This window comes from Geomicrobium sediminis, from assembly GCF_016908595.1.
GTDB lineage: Bacteria > Bacillota > Bacilli > Bacillales > Marinococcaceae > Geomicrobium_A > Geomicrobium_A sediminis.
This window is the reverse complement of sequence record NZ_JAFBEC010000020.1, coordinates 18403-37864: the sequence shown is the minus strand read 5'-3', so window position 1 is coordinate 37864 and position 19462 is coordinate 18403. Positions and strand designations below refer to the sequence as shown.

Genomic DNA, 19462 nt, shown 5'->3' with positions numbered 1-19462 from the left:
CCGTTCTTTTCTCTATTATAACAAAGCGTGGTTATGATTCGGCGTCTATAAATAAGAAAAAGCTGTTGAGAAATGACTTTCTCAACAGCCTGACCCCCTTCTTTCAAAGAAGGGGGTGATTTTACGTTATTCTGCTAAAGGTCTTGGATCTTCCAAGTAGCTTAAGATTCCTTCAGCAGCTCGGTAAGAAAGTGCACCTACTGTAGGTGTTGGATTGTACCCACTGTTGTGCGGGAACGCCGAAGCACCAACGACAAATAAGTTTTCACAATCCCACATTTGTAAATAATTGTTTACCGCAGACGTTTCAGGGTCGGCACCCATAATAACCCCACCAGTGTTGTGAGTGGTTTGATAAGGCATAATGTTATAATCGCCAATGTCGGGGTTGGAGAAGACTTCATTGGCACCCATCTCTTCAAGAATCTCTGTAAGTCGAGCAGATTGATGAGCCGCTAAGTTACGATCTTGCTCTGTAAAGTTATACGTCATACGTAGAAGTGGATCACCGTGAGAATCAGTATAAGTCGGGTCCAGATCTAGGTAGTTATACCGGTATGGTAGACTTGCTCCTTGAGAACCTAATGATAAGGTACGATAGAAGTAATGAGCAGATGCTTCTTTGAATGCTGCCCCCCACGTAGGTGTTCCAGGTGGGACAGGGTTCGTTGCGATCGGACGAATCCCTGTCTGTGTACATTGGATTGTGCCACCGTGTAAGAAATCTAGATCACTGTGGTCAAAGTTATCGGCGTTATAATCATCAACTTGACCTCCGAGTGCTCCAGCACCTGCGTACAAGTTAAATTGCTCATCGAAGAACCCTTGTGCACTGGCCATGACTTGATAACAATAATTTTTCCCGATGACACCTGTTTCACTTTCTGGGTCGTAAGGCTCGCCGATTCCTGATTGTAGAAGTAATCGGGTGTTGTTCATAACGTAAGACGTCAAGATGACAACATCTGCAGGTTGGAAGTAATCCTCACCAGTTCTCGTGTCAGTGAAATACACGCCATTGGTTTGATCGCCGTCATACGCAATTTCACGTACGTTTGAATGAGTACGAACTTCAAAGTTTCCAGTTTCTAGTGCTGTTGGGATGACAGTAATAAGCGGATCAGACTTCGCTTGATAGTCGCATCCAAAGCGTTCGCAAAATGAACAGTACATACATTGATTGATTGTTTGACCGTCAGGATTTGTGTACGCTTCTGAAAGGTTTGCAGAAGCACTGATGTATGGATGTAAGCCAAGACTTTCTGATGCCTCAGCAAAAAGTTTCATCGATTTCGTTTGCTTCATCGGTGGTGTCGGGAACTCTGTTGATCTGGGAGCAGTCATTTCATTATCTTCTCCAGATGTACCAATTGTTTCGTCGAATTTAGCGAAATACTCTTCCATATCGTCGTAGGAGATGCCCCAGTCTTGTAGTGGCATATCATCTGGAATTCGATCTTCTCCGTATTTTTCGATCGTCTGTGTTCGAATTTCAAAGTCATAAGGATAGAATCTAGGGCATTGGCCGTTCCAGTGAATACCGGCACCCCCAAGGTCTGTACCGAGTAAAAACGAGCCCATCTGACGCATTGGAAGAGCTAACATGTCTTGATCATTTCTAAACGTAAGTGTTTCTTTCGATAAATCTTGCATTAATTCATAGCGAATGGCATATCGCAATTCGTCTTTTTGCATGATAAAATCGTTTACTTTACGTTCGCTCCCTCGTTCTAAACCAATGCATTCGTAACCTGCTTTTGCAAGTTCAGATGCAATGATACCGCCAGACCATCCGACTCCTACAATTGCAACTTGTTTATGTGGTAATTCTGTTGGCATAGTTACGTAACCTCCAAAACTTTTAATTAACGTAAACCAAACGATTTACGTATGGTGTGCATGTAAGCTAATTGGCTCCATTTCAATAAATTCATCTGCTTCGATAACATCAAAGAAGGCCATTTGTCCACCAGGGTATTTCTTAATGCGCCAACCGTCCATATTTAAGTTACCGCCGTAGACGGGGTCTGAATAAACACCTTCTAAAGTCGCCTGACGTAGCATCGTGAAAAATGCGTCTGAAGCTACACCAGTCATATCAACCTCAGCATTTTGAAAAGCACCTAAAATCTCATCTTGTTGTTCGCCATCAAGATCAAAGAAGGCTTCACCATGCTCATCCTGTGCGACCTCTTGGATCTTGGACACTCCGTAGAGGAATACTTCACGTCGACGCATCCCGGTTTGTGGGCCTTGAGTTGGTGCACCTTCATGGAAAGGACCTTCCATGTATTCCCGTGAATTAAAGCCATACTCACCGGCAAGCTGCTTATCAATAAAGAAAGGAACGGCGAGTGCGACGGCTCCAGGACCTGTATCATCCTCTGGGAAGATACGTTCTACGGCTGCACTAAGTACACGGAAGTCTTCTTGACGCTTAAAAAACATTCTTGCTTTCGTTAATTGTTCACCGCCTGATTGATCGGTTTGTTCTCCTTCGGTGTCTGTTGCAGGTGAGGTTTCGTCTGTGAACGAATTCGTTAGTAGACTACCTAAAATCCCCCCTCCAACAACACCACCGACGACGAGTCCACTGTTTTTAAGAAAGTCTCGTCGTGTCATGCCAGATTGGTTATTTTCTTCTGCCATAATGGGTTCACTCCTTTTAACCGTCATTACGATTGTTTCTTGCGCATTTTACTTTTGCCCATATTTGGTTAAAATTACTCAAAAAAGAAAAAAGTTACGTATTCTTCTTTGAATTTGGTGAGCCTTATATGGAGAAATTGGGAATCACATGCAAATATAGCTTGAAAACATACGTTCTTAACCTGTATTGTATAAAGAGAACAAATCGGCAAAGACCGAGATAGAGATGCCTATACAGTAGGCTTTTTGTTTCTGTTTTAGGAAAGGGGTCACTTAGATACGTGAGTCAAGATAAAGATCAAACACTTGAATATAATGATGATGCGATTCAAGTACTTGAAGGACTTGAAGCTGTCCGTAAGCGACCTGGTATGTACATCGGGAGTACGGATACGAGAGGATTGCATCACCTTGTTTATGAAATTGTAGATAATGCTGTCGATGAAGCGATGGCGGGTTTTGGTAATCATATTAAAGTGATCATTCATAAAGACGATAGTATTTCGGTAGAGGATGAAGGACGCGGGATGCCTGTTGGGACGCACCGAACAGGTCGACCGACACCAGAAGTGATTATGACGGTTCTTCATGCAGGTGGTAAGTTCGGACAAGGTGGATATAAGACGAGTGGAGGTTTACACGGGGTAGGTGCATCGGTTGTAAACGCATTGTCGTCTTCACTTGAGCTTACAATCCATCGTGATGGCCATAAATATCGCCAACGATTTGAACGTGGTGGCGTTCCCGTTACGACGCTTGAAAAGCTTGGCAATACGAGAAAGTCTGGAACGGTCGTTCACTTCAAGCCAGATGATACGATGTTCCAAACGACAAACTATCAGTATGAATCGCTTTCAGAACGGTTGAGAGAAAGTGCATTTCTTCTTGGTGGAACGTCGATTACGCTCATTGATGAGCGCAAAGATAAAGAGAAAAGCGAGACATATCAATACGAAACCGGAATTGATGCGTTTGTCGAATATTTGAACGAAGATAAAGAGGCGCTTCACAACGTTGCTTCTTTTGATGGTGTTCATCAAGACATCCATGTGAATTTTGCTTTTCAGTTTAACGATGGTTATACGGAAAACATCTTGTCATTCGTTAACCATGTTCGCACGAGAGACGGCGGAACTCATGAATTTGGAATGAAGTCTGCGTTTACAAGAGCAGTTAATGAGCATGCACGAAAGCTACAGCTCCTAAAACAAAAGGATAAGAACCTTGATGGCAATGATATCCGAGAAGGATTAACTGCAGTTCTGTCTATTCATATACCTGAATCATTACTTCAATTCGAAGGTCAAACGAAGAGTAAACTCGGTACGCCAGAAGCACGTCAAAGTGTCGATAACCTTCTTTCTGAGAAGCTCGTATACTTTTTTGAAGAAAACCCTAAATTAAGCACGCAATTAATTAAAAAAGCGATAAAAGCTCAAGAGGTACGTGAAGCTGCCCGTAAAGCAAGAGAAGAAGCGCGAAGTGGTAAGAAGAACAGCCGTAAAGATGCGCTTTTAAGCGGTAAGCTCACCCCAGCTCAATCGAGAAACCCGAAGCGCAATGAATTGTATCTCGTCGAAGGGGACTCTGCAGGCGGTTCTGCAAAGCAAGGTCGAGATCGCAAATTCCAAGCAGTCTTGCCCCTCCGAGGGAAAGTCATTAACACTGAACGTGCAAAACTTGATGACATTATGAAGAACGAAGAAATTCGCACGATTATTTATAGCATTGGTGCAGGCGCTGGGACGGACTTCTCTGTGGAAGACTGCAATTACGATAAAGTGGTCATTATGACAGATGCTGATACCGATGGTGCTCATATTCAAGTCTTGCTACTAACGTTTTTCTATCGTTACATGCGTCCGCTCATTGAGGCAGGAAAAGTATTTATTGCACTGCCACCACTTTACAAAGTCGAAAGAGGCACAGGTAAAGGGAAAAAGCTTGAGTATGCTTGGGATGAGTCCGAATTAAAAAGGGCCATTGAAAAGGTAGGAAAAGGTTATACGATCCAGCGTTACAAAGGACTTGGTGAAATGAACGCTTCCCAATTGTGGGAAACGACGATGAACCCTGAGACACGTACGCTCGTACGCGTTCGAGTTGAAGACATTGCTAGGGCTGATAAGCGTGTGGCTACGTTAATGGGTGACAAAGTCGAGCCACGTAGAAAATGGATTGAATCACATGTCGCCTTTGGCTTAGATGAGGAAACGAACATCTTAGACAACGAAATGCTCGTTGCAGAGGAGGACGACACCCGTGCAAGAAGCTGAAAAGTATTTGGATTTACCGCTTGAAGAAGTGATTGGAGATCGCTTTGGACGGTATAGTAAGTACATTATTCAAGAACGAGCGCTACCGGATGCTCGGGATGGCTTAAAGCCTGTACAACGACGGATTCTTTACGCGATGCTCCGAGATAATAATTTGTCTGATAAACCGTTCCGTAAATCCGCAAAAACGGTCGGAAATGTAATCGGTAATTATCATCCTCATGGTGACTCTTCTGTGTATGAAGCACTCGTTCGGATGAGTCAATCGTGGAAGATCCGTAAAAACCTCGTCGAAATGCACGGCAACAACGGTTCCATTGACGGAGATCCCCCTGCTGCGATGCGTTATACCGAAGCACGTCTCTCTTCGCTTGCAGAAGTGATGTTACAAGACATTAAAAAAAATACAGTCGAGTATATCCCAAACTTTGATGACACAGAAGAAGAGCCAGTCGTTTTACCTGGTTACTTTCCAAACTTACTCGTCAATGGGTCGACAGGGATCTCTGCGGGGTATGCAACAGACATCCCTCCTCATCATTTAGGGGAGATCATCGACGGTGCGATTTTATTACTTGATCGTCCGAATTCCGATGTGAAAGACTTGATGAATGTGATTCAAGGTCCAGACTTTCCTGGTGGAGGGACCATTCAAGGTTATGAAGGATTAAAGAAGGCTTATGAAACGGGGAAAGGACGAATCGTTCTCCGTGGAAAAGCTGAATTCGAAACACTTCGAGGCGGGAAAGAACAAATCGTCATTACAGAGATACCGTATGAGGTGATTAAAGCGAATCTCGTTAAGCGTATGGATGAAATTCGCTTTGATAAGAAAATCGACGGGATTGCCGAAGTTCGCGATGAAACGGATCGCACGGGGCTAAGAATTGTTGTCGAGTTAAAGAAAGAAGCCGATGCGAAAAGCATCCTGCATTATTTGTACAAAAATACTGACCTACAAGTGAATTACAACTTTAATATGGTCGCTATTTCCGATAAGGCACCAAAGCTTCTCGGATTAAAGTCGCTCTTAAATGCGTATCTCGATCACCAAAAAACGGTCACAACGAATCGAAGCCGTCATGATTTAGATCAAGCTTTAAAGCGTAAGCATATTGTTGAAGGGCTTATTAAAGCGATTAGCGTGCTTGATGAGCTCATTCAATTAATCCGAGAATCTAACGACAAACAAGATGCAAAGAATAATATTATGCAACGTTTTGGATTTACGGAAATGCAAGCAGAAGCGATTGTTACGTTGCAACTTTATCGATTGACGAACACAGATATCCAAACGCTAGAACGTGAAGCTAGTGAATTGGATGAAACGATTAATTCGCTGAATGAAGTGTTAAACAACCCAAAAAAGCTCGTTCAAACGATCAAAAAAGAATTAAAGCAGGTCAAAAAGACGTTTGCAGATGAAAGACGAACGAACGTTGAACGAGATGTTGAAGAACTCAAAATCGATATGCAGACGATGATTCCGCAAGAAGATGTCATCGTCACCGTAAGCCGAGAAGGCTACGTGAAGCGGACGAGCGTTCGATCGTTTACAGCTTCCAATGACGAACGTCCTGGCATGAAAGAAACGGACGACTTAACATTCTTTAAAGAAATGAATACGACAGAGACGATTCTTATCTTTACTGAAAAAGGTCAGTACCTTTATGTGCCGATTCATCAACTACCAGATATTCGTTGGAAAGACAATGGTCAACACGTCGCGAACCTCGTGCCTATTTCACCTGACGACCGCGTGGTAAGCGTTATTCCAGTTGAACAATTTCATGAAGATCAGTTCCTCGTCTTTATTACGAAGAACGGCATGATTAAGCGAACACCACTTAGTGAATATCAAGCACAACGTTTTAACCGGGCACTCGTTGCTTTGAAATTAAAGGCAGATGACCTCGTGCGCTCTGTTGATGTAACGAACGGTAAAGAAGAAGTGATGATTGTAACTCGCCTCGGTTATGGCTTACGGTTTGATGAAGAAGAAGCGAATGTTGTTGGCCAACGAGCGGCAGGGGTAAAAGCAATCGCATTGAAAGACGATGATTTTGTCACTTCAGCATTTACGTTTGATCCAACTCATGTGAAGACGATGCTCGTTACGACTCAGCGAGGTGCGATGAAGCAAGTAAAAGTTTCTCTATTTACAAAAAGTAGTCGAGCTAAGCGAGGTACAACGATGGTTCGGGAACTTAAACGAAGTCCCCACTTCGTCGTTCAAGCATGGCCGGTTACGACAGATAGCAACGCTTTTGTGGCTCGTACTGAGAATGGTGACACTGAACATGTCGAGGGTGAATCAATTAAAGAATATGATCGTTATCAAACGGGGAATTATGTCGTGGATACGGATACAAGTGGCATGATTGAAGACGTTTGGCCATATATTGATCATAGTCAAAAAAAATGAGGATAGTCGAATTGAGAGAGTCTCACAGAACGTGATGTGAGGCTTCTCATTCGTTATTGCAAAGAACGGAGAAAAGATATGAAAGCCGGTACGCATTTGGTCGGTGCCGTTGCATTAACGACCTTGTATGATCGATTCGTGCCTGTTTCATGGGGCGCGCCACCAGAAGGAGTGGAATCGGTTGTTATGCTTGGTGCAGCGTTAATTGGGGGACTTTTACCAGACATCTGTCACCCAAACTCTACAGCAGGCAAAAAAATATCATCTCTATCTGTCATGATTAGAGGTGTTTTTGGTCATCGTACGTTTACACACAGTTTACTTTTTTTACTCATTGTTGGAGTCTTAACCGGACTCATACCAGGTACATATGGCGTTGCCATTCAAACCGGAATACTTATAGGTATGGTTAGTCATTACTTACTAGACATGTTAACGTCTCGAGGCATTCGACTATTCTACCCAATTCCGACGATGGTTCGATTTCCATGGCATACGAAAACCGGTTCATTTTTAGGAGAAGGCAGTGTCTTATTCGTTTGTATGTTATGGATTAGTTATTATAGCTTAGAATACGTAGGGGTAATTGGTTGAAATTGTCGAAAAATGATTGTTGCAACGTGACTTTTGGCTTATAATGAAAATCAATGTCATGTTTAGGGGATGGGATGGCAATGGTTCGACGTGTAACAATCGCTTTGTCACTTCTACTGCTAAGTTTTTCGTTGTTCACGAGTAATGGCGTAACGGCAACGTCTGAGGGACTTGGCAATAAATACGTGTCAGCATATGAAAAATCAACAATTTCGAAGATCCCAACGAGTGAGCTTGCGGAAGTACAAGCAGAGGCTGCGATCGTAGTCGACGTGAATACTGGTCAAATGCTATGGCAAAAGAATGCTAGAGAGCCGTTTGCACCAGCGAGTATGTCAAAGATTATGACGATGTATCTCGTATTAGAAGCGATCGAAGAAGGTGACGTTGATCGTGAAGAAGTCGTAACGATTAGTGAAGAGGCTGCAGAGACAGGTGGAAGTACGATGTTTTTACAAGAAGGTTCAGAATGGACCGTTTCTGATTTGTTTGTCTCAATGGCTTTAGCTTCTGCAAACGATGCATCTGTTGCTTTAGCAGAGCATCTCGCATCTGATGAAGAGGCCTTCGTTAGGAAGATGAACGAGAAAGCCGTTGACTTTGGTCTTTCGAGTCATGCGAACTTTGTGAATAGTCACGGATTGCCACAACCCAAAACGAGAGAAGAATCAACGTTAACCGCATACGATACAGCGCTTATAGGTTTTCACTTAATTCAAGATTATCCTGAGGTGATTGAACTAACCCAGAAGCCTTATTTTACGTTATCGTTTTCGAATCAACAGTTTTACAATACGAACCAATTACTTGACCGACAAGTAGAGATCGAAGAAATGAATGACTACTTGCATCAACTAGAGGATGAAGATGAACGACAAGAGCTTGAGGAACAACTTCTCTTGATGGACGAAGGATTACAAGGGATGGATGGGCTAAAAACGGGTTACACGAATCGTGCGGGTTATTCATTTATCGGGACGGCTGAACGAGGTGAGCAAAGATTGTTGTCTGTTGTAATGAAAACAGACTCGAATCAGTCACGCTTTCAAGCAACAAAGACGTTATTAGAAGCTGGATTTGATTATTACCCTGTAAATAGAGTAGCTGTGAACGACGGAGATCGTGACAACTAATCAAAGCAAGAGCTGAATTCATGTACGATACATGAATGCGGCTCTTTATTTTTTTGTCAGATAAATTGACAATACACTATACGCAAAAAACGTATTGACTTCTCGTTTCGCATTCGATAGGGTTTATATAAGAATATTCTGTTATATTACAGGATTAAAGTCGGGAGAGATGTACTAATGCTATAACAAAGTCAAGAATTATGGAAGTACATACGTTTAATAATCTTAATACTTAGTCAATGGAGGAAGCTGGGGGACGAGCAATGATGAAGAAGTTAAAAGGGGGACTTGTCGGGTTATGTATGGCAGCGTTCGCGTTAACTGGATGCATAACTAATACGACGTCAACAGGTGAAGAAATTCACGAATGGAACATGACCATAACTGTAGGACCAGGGTCTACGTGGTATGAAGGCGCTTTGAAATTCGCAGAGGATTTAGAGAGAGAGTCGGACGGGCGAATGCAGATTGAGATTTATACGAATGAACAACTGTCAGCTGGCAATCAAGAAGCCGGTGTTGAACAACTGATGGACGGCCTTAAAGACTTTTCGTATAACTCTAGTATTATTTATGCAGGTGTCGACCAACGCTTCGGTGTGTTAAGTGCGCCGTTTTTAATTAATGATTATGACGATGCTAGCCGCGTGTTAAATGGCGAGAGCGGACAAATTATTGAAGGCATGTTACGAGAACGGGGAGTTGAACCACTAGGATTTGGCGAAAGTGGTTTTCGTCAAATTACGAATGATACGTTACCAATTCGTACGCCTGAAGATCTTGATCATCTGAAAATCCGTGTTCCGAACATGGGAGTATTAACGAACCTTTTCCGAACACAAGGTGCGGATCCAATTACGATGCCGTTTTCTGAAGTGTACACGGCCTTACAGCAAGGGACCATTGACGGCCAAGAGAATCCAGTAGACGTTACGTATTCATCAGGTCTCGTTGAAGTTCAACAATACATGACGATGTGGAACTACGTGTACGATGCGATTATTTTAGGAATGAATAAGGACTTGTATGATTCATTACCTGAAGACGACCAAGCGTTAATTCGAGAAGTTGCTGCTGAGGCGAATGCGTATCAAATTCAAATTACCCGTGAAAAAGAAGCGATGCAATTAGAAGAGCTTGAAGCAGCTGGGATGGAAATTTATTATCCAACCGAGGATGAAATTGAACAATTTAGAAACGACTCACAACCTGTCTATGAACAGTTTCGCGACATTTGGGGCGAAGATCATATGCAAATGTTTTTAGATGAAGCGATGGGAAGTGAGGAAATAGAATGAAGTGGTTAACGTATATTGAATATGTACTCGTCATTGTTGCTATGGCTGGGATGTCAATCATTACGTTTGGCAACGTATTGTCCCGTTATTTCTTTGATACGTCCTTTGCCTTTGCAGAAGAAATTACAATTAACTTGTTTGTACTTGCCACATTTATTGGAGCATCAATTGCAATTAAAAGACAAGCACACTTTCGATTTCAGTTCCTTTATGAAAAAATGAGAGGTTCGTTTAAACGCATGATGTTACTTACAACGAGTGCTCTTATGCTATTCTTTTTGTTATTAACGCTCTTATTTGGTTTGGAGCTTGTCATGAATCAGTTTGAACGCGGCCGTATGACACCAGCTCTTAACATTCCACAATGGTTATTTACGCTTTCAATTCCTGTCGGTTCACTGTTTTGCATGATTCGAACAGTAGAGAGTACCCTCCTTTCATGGAAAGGTATGAATCGAAACAAATCGCATCAATGGTCAAACATCGAATCGAAGAGTAAGGAGTTGGAAGGGTAATGTTAACAGCGCTTATGTTTGTCTTGTTTTTCATCTTGATCTTTATTAATTTACCTGTCGCATTTGCCCTAGGCATTGCAGCAGTCGTCGTTATTTTACTCGATAGTGGCTGGAGTTCTCTTGGACTCATTCCTAGCATCATGTATTCATCGATATCATCCTTTACATTGCTTGCGATTCCTTTTTTCGTGTTAGCAGGCGTCATTATGGGTTACTCAGGAATTTCTAAGCGCTTAATTGATTTTGCTTATCTCGCGTTCGGACACCGAAAAAATGGGATTGTCATTGTGGCGATCGTAGCAGCATTCTTTTTCTCAGCCATCTCTGGTTCAGGCCCGGCAACTGTTGCTGCAATGGGTGCTCTTTTAATACCCGCATTGATTCAAAACGGTTTTCCCGCAAATCGCGCATCCGCTCTCGTCGCAAGCTCTGGTTCATTAGGAATTATCTTACCACCGAGCATTGCATTTATCGTTTTTGGCGTGATCTCGAGTGATTTTACGAGTGTATCGATTAGTCGTCTTTTCGTTGCAGGAATCGTTCCAGGCATTTTACTTGCTGTTGGTCTTCTCGTAGCCAGTATATTTGTGAGTAAGCAAAACAAGCAGTTGATGAAAGCTCGCAATGAAGCGGCACCTGTAATTGAAAAAGCGCCACTCGTAGATGTATTAAAAGCCTTTGTGAAAGCTCTTTTAGGGCTCATGATACCAGTCATCATTCTCGGTGGAATTTATTCTGGAATGTTTACACCGACCGAAGCAGCAGTTATTGCGGTGTTCTATGCACTCATCGTTGGTCTATTCTTCTATAGGGAATTAAAGCTAAAAGACATTCCGAAAATTCTGATCGATGCTTCTGTTCAATCTGCGGTAATTATGTTCATTATCGGTGTTGCTTCATTATTTTCATATATTATTACGACACAACAAGTCGCATCAACGATTACATCGTCTGTACTAAGCTTAACTGCGAATCCGTTTATACTATTGCTAATGACAGCAGTGATTTTACTTATCGTTGGCGCGTTTATTGATGCCATTTCAGCGTTTTATATTTTTATTCCGCTTTTGATGCCAATTTTACTTGAAGTAGGTGTAGATCCGACGACAATTGGGGTTATGATGACCGTTAGTCTTGCGATTGGATTGTTTACACCACCGGTTGGACTGAATTTGTTTGTTGCGAGTGGCATTTCAGGTGTTTCTTCAGAAAGTATCGTACGAGGAATTGGTCCTTATTTAATTGCATCCATCATTGTTTTACTCATCGTCATGTACGTACCGATCGTCTCGAATGGTTTGCCGGATTTATTAGGGATGTAGCAGGGAATTGAAAAAGAAACGAGAACTAGTGTTTATTGGGAGGAGAGAAAAGAATGGCTGAAGAGAATCTATTTGAGGGTTTGCCATCAACAGCTGTATCTGACGGTTTGCAAGGGTATAACCATATGAAAAACGGTGTGTATCCACTCAAAGAGAAGTGGCAGCTAAGTGGACCTGCATTCACAGTAGATGTGTCGGGTGGTGAGAATCTATCCCTTTTAAAAGCGATTAGAAGTGCCTCTGAAGGCGATGTGTTGGTCATTGACGGCAAAGGGGAACGAAGCGTTGCGATTGCAGGTGACTTTATCATTGGGCTTGCGAAAACACTAGGTCTAAAAGGGATCGTCGTTGATGGCGTCATTCGTGATTTAGAAGCGATTCGTGATCTTGATTTTCCAGTCTTCTGTATAGGGACAACACCGGTTGCGAGTAAAAAGAACGAATACGGAAAGCTACAAGTCCCTATCACTTGTGGTGGTGTTGTCGTAAGCCCTGGCGATTATATTGTTGCTGACGTCGATGGCGTTGTTGTTGTGCCAAAAGAAGATGCGAAAGACGTGTATATGAAAACGTTAGATAAGATTGCGAAAGACGAAAAAAGAGAAAAAGAGATCGGTAACGATCCAAAGAAAGCACGTAAGTATTTAGAGCAGTATTAATTCGTAGACGACGTACATACATACGTGTTGGTGTATGCTCGTTACAGGTTTAAAAGAAGCCTCACTCGGGAATGTATTCGATACCGAACGAACACGATGAACTATTAATCATTTGGCAAAGGTGTGATGTTGAATGGTGAAGATTTCCCATATTAAAAAGGTTTTAGAGAACATGAGTAAAGATCATGATCAGCGTACAAGCCCATTAAATGAAGACGTGTCATGGTTTGCGCCGATCAGCCGTAAGTTTGATGAGTTTTTACTTGAAAACAACGAGAATAATCAACACGGATTAGAGAAATTCACCATTCAACACCTTAAAGCGTTGAAGAATGAAACTGCTGAATAACTATGAAAGGCTCCCCATGATGGGGAGCCTTTCATAGCTTAATCGGAATTAATTGAAGCTTTGTTGCTTCTTCGAGCAAACGGTCATTAAGTTTTTGGACTTGTTTGTTGTATGCGGTTTTAAGCAACTTTCGTTCGATCACTAAGCTTTCATTCGAAAGCGGTTGTGTCTTTAATAAGTGATCGATATTTTTCATGTTTCGCTTTAACGTAGCGATTTCTTGTTCACACGATTGGATGTGATTTTGAAGTTCAATCGGAATTAATGACTTTGGGATAAAAATGTCTACGAGCGCTCTTACTTTTGTTATGTTTTGTTTTTTGGCAAGGTATATTCGATGATTACCATGTCGGATGCCAAAGCGCCCGTCGGGTAATAGCAGCAACGCAATTGGATCGGCCGGGTCATCATACCATTCCCCGCGTCGTTTATAGGCCTCTTTTAGACGATCTAATTTTTGTTGGCGTAATACTTTACGGTGTGACAATGCAATGACGTCTTCAGGATGTATATACGTAATTCCAAATTCACAAAAATACATGTCATCTTTTTTAAACGAACGCATCACTTCATCCATATAGAGCCATTCATTATGGTCTTTAATTTGCACCAAAAACACCTCCTGTACAATGTATGAGTACGTTTTTGGAAGTAGGACTCAAAAGCGAAAAACAGTTTGATTCATCCCTTTAATTAAATAAACATTCAAAAAATGCTAACGCTTCCAAAATGAGTGGGTGTAAAATAGAAGGGTAGTTATTTATAGAAAGGAAGTGGGAGAGATGACAGAAACAGTAGGTCACGTATTGCTTGAAGAAGTATCCATGAAGAATGTACAACTCCAAAGCCGAATTGTGATGGCACCGATGACGAGAGTGTTCTCACCAGACGGAGTTCCAAATGAAGAAGTTGCAGCATATTATCGTAAGCGAGCTGAAGGTGGTGTCGGTTTAATCGTTACAGAGGGCACGGCCATTGATCATCCTTCAGCAGTTATGCATAAAGATATTCCAAGATTTTATGGTGAAGAATCACTGGCAGGGTGGAAGAAAGTCGTCCAAGAAGTTCATGCAGCAGGCGGGAAAATCATCCCTCAGCTATGGCACGTTGGCGCAGCTAGAAAAGCTGGAAGTGAGCCAAATGTAGAAGCAGCACCGATTAGCCCATCAAGCATAAGCCTTAAAGGAAAAGAAGTTCCAAAGATTCATGCGTTAACAAACGATGAAGTTAAAGACCTGGTCCATCAATTTGCAAAAGCTGCCAAACAAGCAAAAGAGATTGGATTTGACGGAATTGAACTACATGGTGCCCATGGTTATTTAATTGACCAGTTCTTCTGGGAACTAACAAATCGTCGTGATGATGAATACGGTGGCAATTTAACAGGCCGCTCAACGTTTGCAGCTGACATTGTACGAGCTTGCCGTGCAGCAGTTGGAGAAGATTTCCTAATCGTTTTCCGCTATTCTCAGTGGAAAGGGACTGACTATGAAGCGAAGTTAGCTCAGAACTCACAAGAGTTAAAAACGCTATTGCAACCCCTTGTAGAAGCCGGTGTGGATGTATTCCATTGTTCAACGAGACGTATTTGGGAGCCAGAATTTGTTGAAGAAGATCCAGATCTCACGTTAGCTGGATGGACGAAGAGAGTAACTGGCAAACCAGCAATTGCCGTTGGATCGATCGGGATTAACAAAGCTTATCGTAGCGAACATGAAAATGACACGCGTGATTTAGTCGTATCAATCAATGAAAATATTCAAATCACAGAAAAGAAAATCGAAAACGGAGAGTTTGATTATGTAGCAATTGGCCGTTCATTACTCGCAGATTCTGATTGGCCAAAGAAGTTAAAAGAAAACCGTCTTGAAGATGCTACGATGTATACGAAAGAGCTTGAAGAGACTCTACGATAAGGTTTTCTAGTCTATTTTAGTCGCTTTTTAGAAAGATGAGGTTTAAAACTTAAGAGATTGCGGTAAAAGAAAGTAATTATGTTTCTGAAGGGTGAGAACAAATGAAGAACAAATACACATCAACGGATCAAGAAAATCAACCTGTAGCAGTGTTTGCAGCAACAGATGATCTTGAAATAGCAACTTTAAAAGAAGTTCGCTCACTTTATGAACGATTGCTAATTTTACCTTGGAAATCACATACCTCAACATCTCGAGAGAATGGGGAGATTACCCTTACACTTTATGAAAAAGCGAACCAAGAAGGCCATGAAATGTACTTATTAGAGACGACAACAAAAGGCAAACAAGTAGAATTGCACATTGTCGGTGGACGCGGAGTAGACGTCTTTCGTCAAATACCGAAAGTATTAACAAAACAATAGCTTAATCGTAAACAAGCTGAGAATCGATGATTCTCGGCTTGTATTTTTTTGTGTGTATTTTACTAGTAGCTTGTATCATTGCTTCTATAAAGGTCCAACTCAACCATATAGTTTTCGTTTATTGAAAGCCATCATCGATGTAACTAATCAGTGAATTGAAAACTTTAAATAGATGGTTCATTGTTCATTATTTATTCAACTAGGCTCATTCCACTTACTGATCACTAGGTCATAAGCACTGGATCGAGCATATCCATAATACATAAACTAAATGAAGCAACTGAAATGATTGGGGGTGAATAATATTGACAAAAAACCACATCACCTAGGAAAGCAAGGTATTCATGTAAATAATAATCTAATTAATAGTCACGCAAAGTGTTCTGGTATTGGAGTCACGGGTGTGACCGGAGCGACTGGTCCGACTGGTGCAACGGGTACGAGAATAACTGGCGCTACAGGAGTTACCGGTCCATCTGGTGTGACCGGAGATACTGGACCAACTGGAGCGACGGGCACGGGAGTGACTGGCGCTACAGGAGAAGCTGGCGAACCGGGTCCAGCTGGGGCGACCGGAGAAATTGGTCCGACTGGTGCAACGGGCACGGGAATAACTGGAGCTACAGGAGTTACCGGTCCAGCTGGTGTGACAGGTGGGATCGGTCCTACTGGGGCTACGGGCACGGGAGTGACTGGCGCTACAGGCACGGGAGTGACTGGCGCTACAGGAGAAGCTGGCGTTACCGGTCCATCTGGTGTGACAGGCGGGATCGGTCTGGAGCTACAGGCGAAGCTGGCGTTACCGGTCCTACTGGGGCAACTGGACCTTCCAACGGCAATGCGAGAGTCATTATCCCTTTTGCTTCTGGTCATCCGCCGCTAATTACTACGAATTCACAAGGAGTCACCACAATTGCTGGTGTTGCTGGTTATGCATTAGGTACAGAAATTGCTAGGGTAACATTAACAGGAGAAAATATTGATTTAAGTGATGCTGTAGCTGCAAATGATGATCGGCAGTTTGCTTTTTCGCTTCCTTATGATTGTGAAAATTGATCGAATCTATGTGACTGTTGGTTTTTGGACAGCAATTGCAGCACCTCCACCGAATGGGGAAATTATTTCATATATGATTTTGTATACAGCACCTCCTGGAGGAAACCTTTTTACACCTCTGCCAACTACACGAGTAAATGGGGTTCCTTTTACAACTGCAATGCCACAGCAATCGATGACCTTTGGTTCTTTAGAAGGGATCGGCCTTCAGTTTCCAAAAGGAACTCGTCTAATGGTAGTCGGTATGATGGAAATTACAGGTGATGGTACGACAGGAAAAGCTCGAAGCTACTATATGTATTTTACTGGTGGTATTGGGTTAACTATTATTGAAGGTGTGTAAGAACGATTTGGGATACGATTAAGAAATTGTGCTCTTAACGTTATTTTAGATAAGGCACGCATGAGAGTATTGAATCAAAGAACGAAATAAACGTACGCGTTTTTAGGCAGGTTATGGCAATCAAGCGTAATGATTGTGTTTTAAGATAGGACTATGCTACAGTATGAGTGTGCTTGATATATTGGCAAGCGCTAGGCCACCTTTATTTAGACCCTAAAAACCGCCCATGATAGGGCGGTTTTTCATTTGCGCGTAAACACTAGGTTAACAGTTTCCTCACCGTAATCCCCATCGCCGTGATGAATGAGCATGTGAGGTTCATAGTAATCTCTAATATCGAAATCTTTGATCTCATGAAAACCTACTTTTTTGTATGCGGCAACCGCCGTTTCATTCTTTCTCCACGGTCGCATTATGTAAGTTTGAATGTCATACACTTGAGTAAGAAAATTGATCACGCCACGTAGTGCTTCTTGTCCGTAGCCTTTCCCAGTATAGTGATGGTTGCGAAACCAAATATCAAGCTCCATATTTGTAATCTTGCCATGATGATACGTATGGGCAAGTGTGCCGATGATTTGATCCTCCGTTGCAATTAAAACGTACTTATTCGGACTTACATCCCCCGAAAAAAATTCTGCTGGTTCGAATTCAACTTCTTCTAGAGTAAAATCATCTTTTGAAGTAAACATTTGCTGCCAGATGGCGTCATCTTCAAAAGCCATTTGATGAATGAGTGTGCGATCTTCTTCCGTTGCTAAATAGAAAAAAAGCCGTTCGGTCGTAAATGCAAGTGTGCGTTCCATACCATCTTCCTTTCTATAAAAATGCTACCATAAACTGTTACATTCTTCAGAGGAATTGCTCACATAACGTAACGTTGATGATAGAAAGTAAAAGTCATTTTTTACATAATAATTGGAAATATCTGAAATAAATGCGGGGATAAAGAATCTTGTTGATCATAGCAAAACCGGGATTTTCCGTTCATTTGATTACAATTTCATAAAGAATCAGAGTTTGATGACTAAGGTCTGCTAGGCTATACAGTGGATTTGTCGTCCAGAGCAAAATGGATGACTACTTACGTTTATTTTTTAGTTAAGGTGCTTTTATACGTCGATCACATTCTTGCATACAGGCAACTTGACTCTTTTTTATGGGAAAACGCAATTACAACAAATGGAGGTAAAAACGATGTCAAAACATTCACTACGCTTTAGCGTCCTTGCTACAGCCGCTCTCGTACTAACTGCTTGTGGTTCAAGTGACGACACAACATATGTCGAAGAGAATGCTGCTGAGGAAGAGGTTCTTGAAGAGGAGGCAGACGAAGAAGAGCCTGAAGAAGTAGAAGAGGAAGCCGAATCAGAGGATGAGGAAAGTAGCGTCTCTCTTGAATTTGCTGAAATGATTGAGTATATGGAAGAAACAACAGAAGGAACAGCGAGTGTTCTTTTTGAAAACAATGAACAACAAGTTCATGAGACAGAAGGTTTTTCTGTTTCTTTAGACGGCTATACTCTCGTTGAATTAAATGATTTCCATACAAATTTCCGTATTCCTTTTGATGATCAAACTGACGGTGGCGTAATTTTGGCGCACTATACGGTCACAAATGATACAGGTGACGATGCATACTTTATGCCAGCGTTATCACTCATGTATACAGGTGCAATGAAATACTTCGACAACTATAGAGAACTCCTGCCAGAAGAAGAGCAATTAGACGTTCAACTTGCTCATTCAACAGATTATGCCATTGCGGATGGGGAAACAATTACAGGTTACTATACGTATCCGTTTGGCCCAGAGCAGCTTGAAGAAGTTTTAGCAGAATCAACAGCCATAATTGACATCCCTGCCCCTCATTCTGAACTTGGCGATGTAAATTCTAACTTCGGAGACGACGGAAGTTTTACAGTAAGCTTGAATGAAGAAGGTGCAGAACGTGCTGAGCATAATGAAGCGTTTTACCCAGATCTTGTAACGACTAATGATATGGGTGACAAAGAGATGATTGCAGAGAATGATGACATTAATGACAGCCAAGAACTTGGCAATACGACCATTACACTTGATGGCTATCAATTTACTGAATTCACACCAAATGACGTTGAGGCTCCTCGTTTTGAGAACTTTACGAATGGCATCGTTTTGTTGACGGTTCAATTTGGCATCGACAACCAGGAAGACTCTGAAATTGCTCTTAGCTCAATTATGTCAACACTTTATGTCAATGACGGCGCACAGTCGTTATTAAATGAAGGAATGCTCCTTGATTACAGATATGATGATATGATCGAACCTGGTGAATCAGGAGAATTGTTACAACTGTATACGCTCGATCAAGAGCAATACGAGAAAATCTGGAAAGATAAATCATTTGAAATCGAGATTGGTCCGATGCGCGATCAAGAAGCAGCGGATCTATCAAAAGGAAATCGCGTAACATTTGAATTGCCAACGGAGTAATTCGTTTGGTAACGTCCCTTTACCTTT

Annotated in this window: 17 protein-coding genes and 1 pseudogene; 14 read left to right on the top strand and 4 right to left on the bottom strand. The window is 42.0% G+C overall.

Translation table 11 applies throughout. The annotated features are described in order from the left end of the window. Positions 1-126: 126 nt before the first annotated feature. Complete coding sequence (locus tag JOD17_RS20055; protein ID WP_204699731.1) at positions 127-1839, bottom strand: GMC family oxidoreductase; 1713 nt, start codon at positions 1837-1839, stop codon at positions 127-129. Positions 1840-1884: 45 nt separating this feature from the next. Continuing rightward, a complete protein-coding gene (locus tag JOD17_RS20050; protein WP_204699730.1) occupies positions 1885-2649 on the bottom strand; it encodes a gluconate 2-dehydrogenase subunit 3 family protein in 765 nt (254 codons plus the stop codon). A gap of 281 nt (positions 2650-2930) precedes the next feature. On the opposite strand from JOD17_RS20050, the gene parE reads away from it, so the two are divergent. The 9 genes from parE (at position 2931) to JOD17_RS20005 (ending at position 13220) form a co-directional block, all read left to right on the top strand. Further along, the gene (gene parE / locus JOD17_RS20045) at positions 2931-4925 is read left to right on the top strand and encodes a DNA topoisomerase IV subunit B (protein ID WP_204699729.1); all 1995 of its coding nucleotides are present in this window, start codon (positions 2931-2933) and stop codon (positions 4923-4925) included. Then, complete coding sequence (gene parC, locus JOD17_RS20040; RefSeq protein WP_204699728.1) at positions 4912-7350, top strand: DNA topoisomerase IV subunit A; 2439 nt, start codon at positions 4912-4914, stop codon at positions 7348-7350. Before parE ends, parC begins: the two co-directional genes overlap by 14 nt. 78 nt (positions 7351-7428) lie before the next feature. Beyond that, positions 7429-7944, top strand: coding sequence for a metal-dependent hydrolase (locus JOD17_RS20035; protein ID WP_169962566.1), 516 nt, complete (start codon positions 7429-7431; stop codon positions 7942-7944). 80 nt (positions 7945-8024) lie between these two features. Then, positions 8025-9077 carry a D-alanyl-D-alanine carboxypeptidase family protein gene (locus JOD17_RS20030; RefSeq protein ID WP_204699727.1) on the top strand — a complete coding sequence of 351 codons (1053 nt, stop codon included), beginning with the start codon at positions 8025-8027 and terminating at the stop codon, positions 9075-9077. Positions 9078-9340: 263 nt separating this feature from the next. Next, positions 9341-10375 carry a DctP family TRAP transporter solute-binding subunit gene (locus tag JOD17_RS20025; RefSeq protein WP_239575765.1) on the top strand — a complete coding sequence of 345 codons (1035 nt, stop codon included), beginning with the start codon at positions 9341-9343 and terminating at the stop codon, positions 10373-10375. Beyond that, positions 10372-10890, top strand: a complete 519-nt coding sequence (locus JOD17_RS20020; protein WP_204699726.1) for a TRAP transporter small permease — start codon at positions 10372-10374, stop codon at positions 10888-10890. The genes JOD17_RS20025 and JOD17_RS20020 overlap by 4 nt, the downstream gene beginning before the upstream one ends. Then, complete coding sequence (locus JOD17_RS20015) at positions 10890-12212, top strand: TRAP transporter large permease (protein ID WP_204699725.1); 1323 nt, start codon at positions 10890-10892, stop codon at positions 12210-12212. Before JOD17_RS20020 ends, JOD17_RS20015 begins: the two co-directional genes overlap by 1 nt. 53 nt (positions 12213-12265) lie before the next feature. Beyond that, on the top strand, positions 12266-12871 hold the full coding sequence (locus JOD17_RS20010; RefSeq protein ID WP_204699724.1) for an RraA family protein: 606 nt from the start codon (positions 12266-12268) through the stop codon (positions 12869-12871). 133 nt (positions 12872-13004) lie between these two features. After that, complete coding sequence (locus tag JOD17_RS20005; RefSeq protein WP_204699723.1) at positions 13005-13220, top strand: hypothetical protein; 216 nt, start codon at positions 13005-13007, stop codon at positions 13218-13220. A 31-nt stretch (positions 13221-13251) separates the two neighbouring features. On the opposite strand, the gene JOD17_RS20000 is transcribed toward JOD17_RS20005, so the two are convergent. Continuing rightward, complete coding sequence (locus tag JOD17_RS20000; RefSeq protein WP_204699722.1) at positions 13252-13830, bottom strand: hypothetical protein; 579 nt, start codon at positions 13828-13830, stop codon at positions 13252-13254. A gap of 172 nt (positions 13831-14002) precedes the next feature. Between JOD17_RS20000 and JOD17_RS19995 the strand changes: the two genes are divergently transcribed. The 4 genes and pseudogenes from JOD17_RS19995 (at position 14003) to JOD17_RS19980 (ending at position 16960) form a co-directional block, all read left to right on the top strand. Then, a complete protein-coding gene (locus JOD17_RS19995) occupies positions 14003-15136 on the top strand; it encodes an NADH:flavin oxidoreductase (protein WP_204699721.1) in 1134 nt (377 codons plus the stop codon). 101 nt (positions 15137-15237) lie between these two features. Next, positions 15238-15561 (top strand): hypothetical protein, encoded by a 324-nt coding sequence (locus JOD17_RS19990; RefSeq protein ID WP_204699720.1) that lies wholly within the window; start codon positions 15238-15240, stop codon positions 15559-15561. A 340-nt stretch (positions 15562-15901) separates the two neighbouring features. After that, positions 15902-16392 (top strand): annotated as a pseudogene (locus JOD17_RS19985) (NTTRR-F1 domain); the annotation flags it as partial. A gap of 175 nt (positions 16393-16567) precedes the next feature. Next, the gene (locus tag JOD17_RS19980) at positions 16568-16960 is read left to right on the top strand and encodes a hypothetical protein (protein ID WP_204699734.1); all 393 of its coding nucleotides are present in this window, start codon (positions 16568-16570) and stop codon (positions 16958-16960) included. 242 nt (positions 16961-17202) lie between these two features. Here the strand turns inward: JOD17_RS19980 and JOD17_RS19975 are convergent, their stop codons facing one another. Continuing rightward, positions 17203-17766: a GNAT family N-acetyltransferase gene (locus tag JOD17_RS19975; protein ID WP_204699719.1), complete on the bottom strand. Its 564-nt coding sequence runs from the start codon at positions 17764-17766 to the stop codon at positions 17203-17205. 391 nt (positions 17767-18157) lie between these two features. Between JOD17_RS19975 and JOD17_RS19970 the strand changes: the two genes are divergently transcribed. After that, positions 18158-19435: a DUF5068 domain-containing protein gene (locus JOD17_RS19970; protein WP_204699718.1), complete on the top strand. Its 1278-nt coding sequence runs from the start codon at positions 18158-18160 to the stop codon at positions 19433-19435. Positions 19436-19462 lie beyond the last annotated feature (27 nt).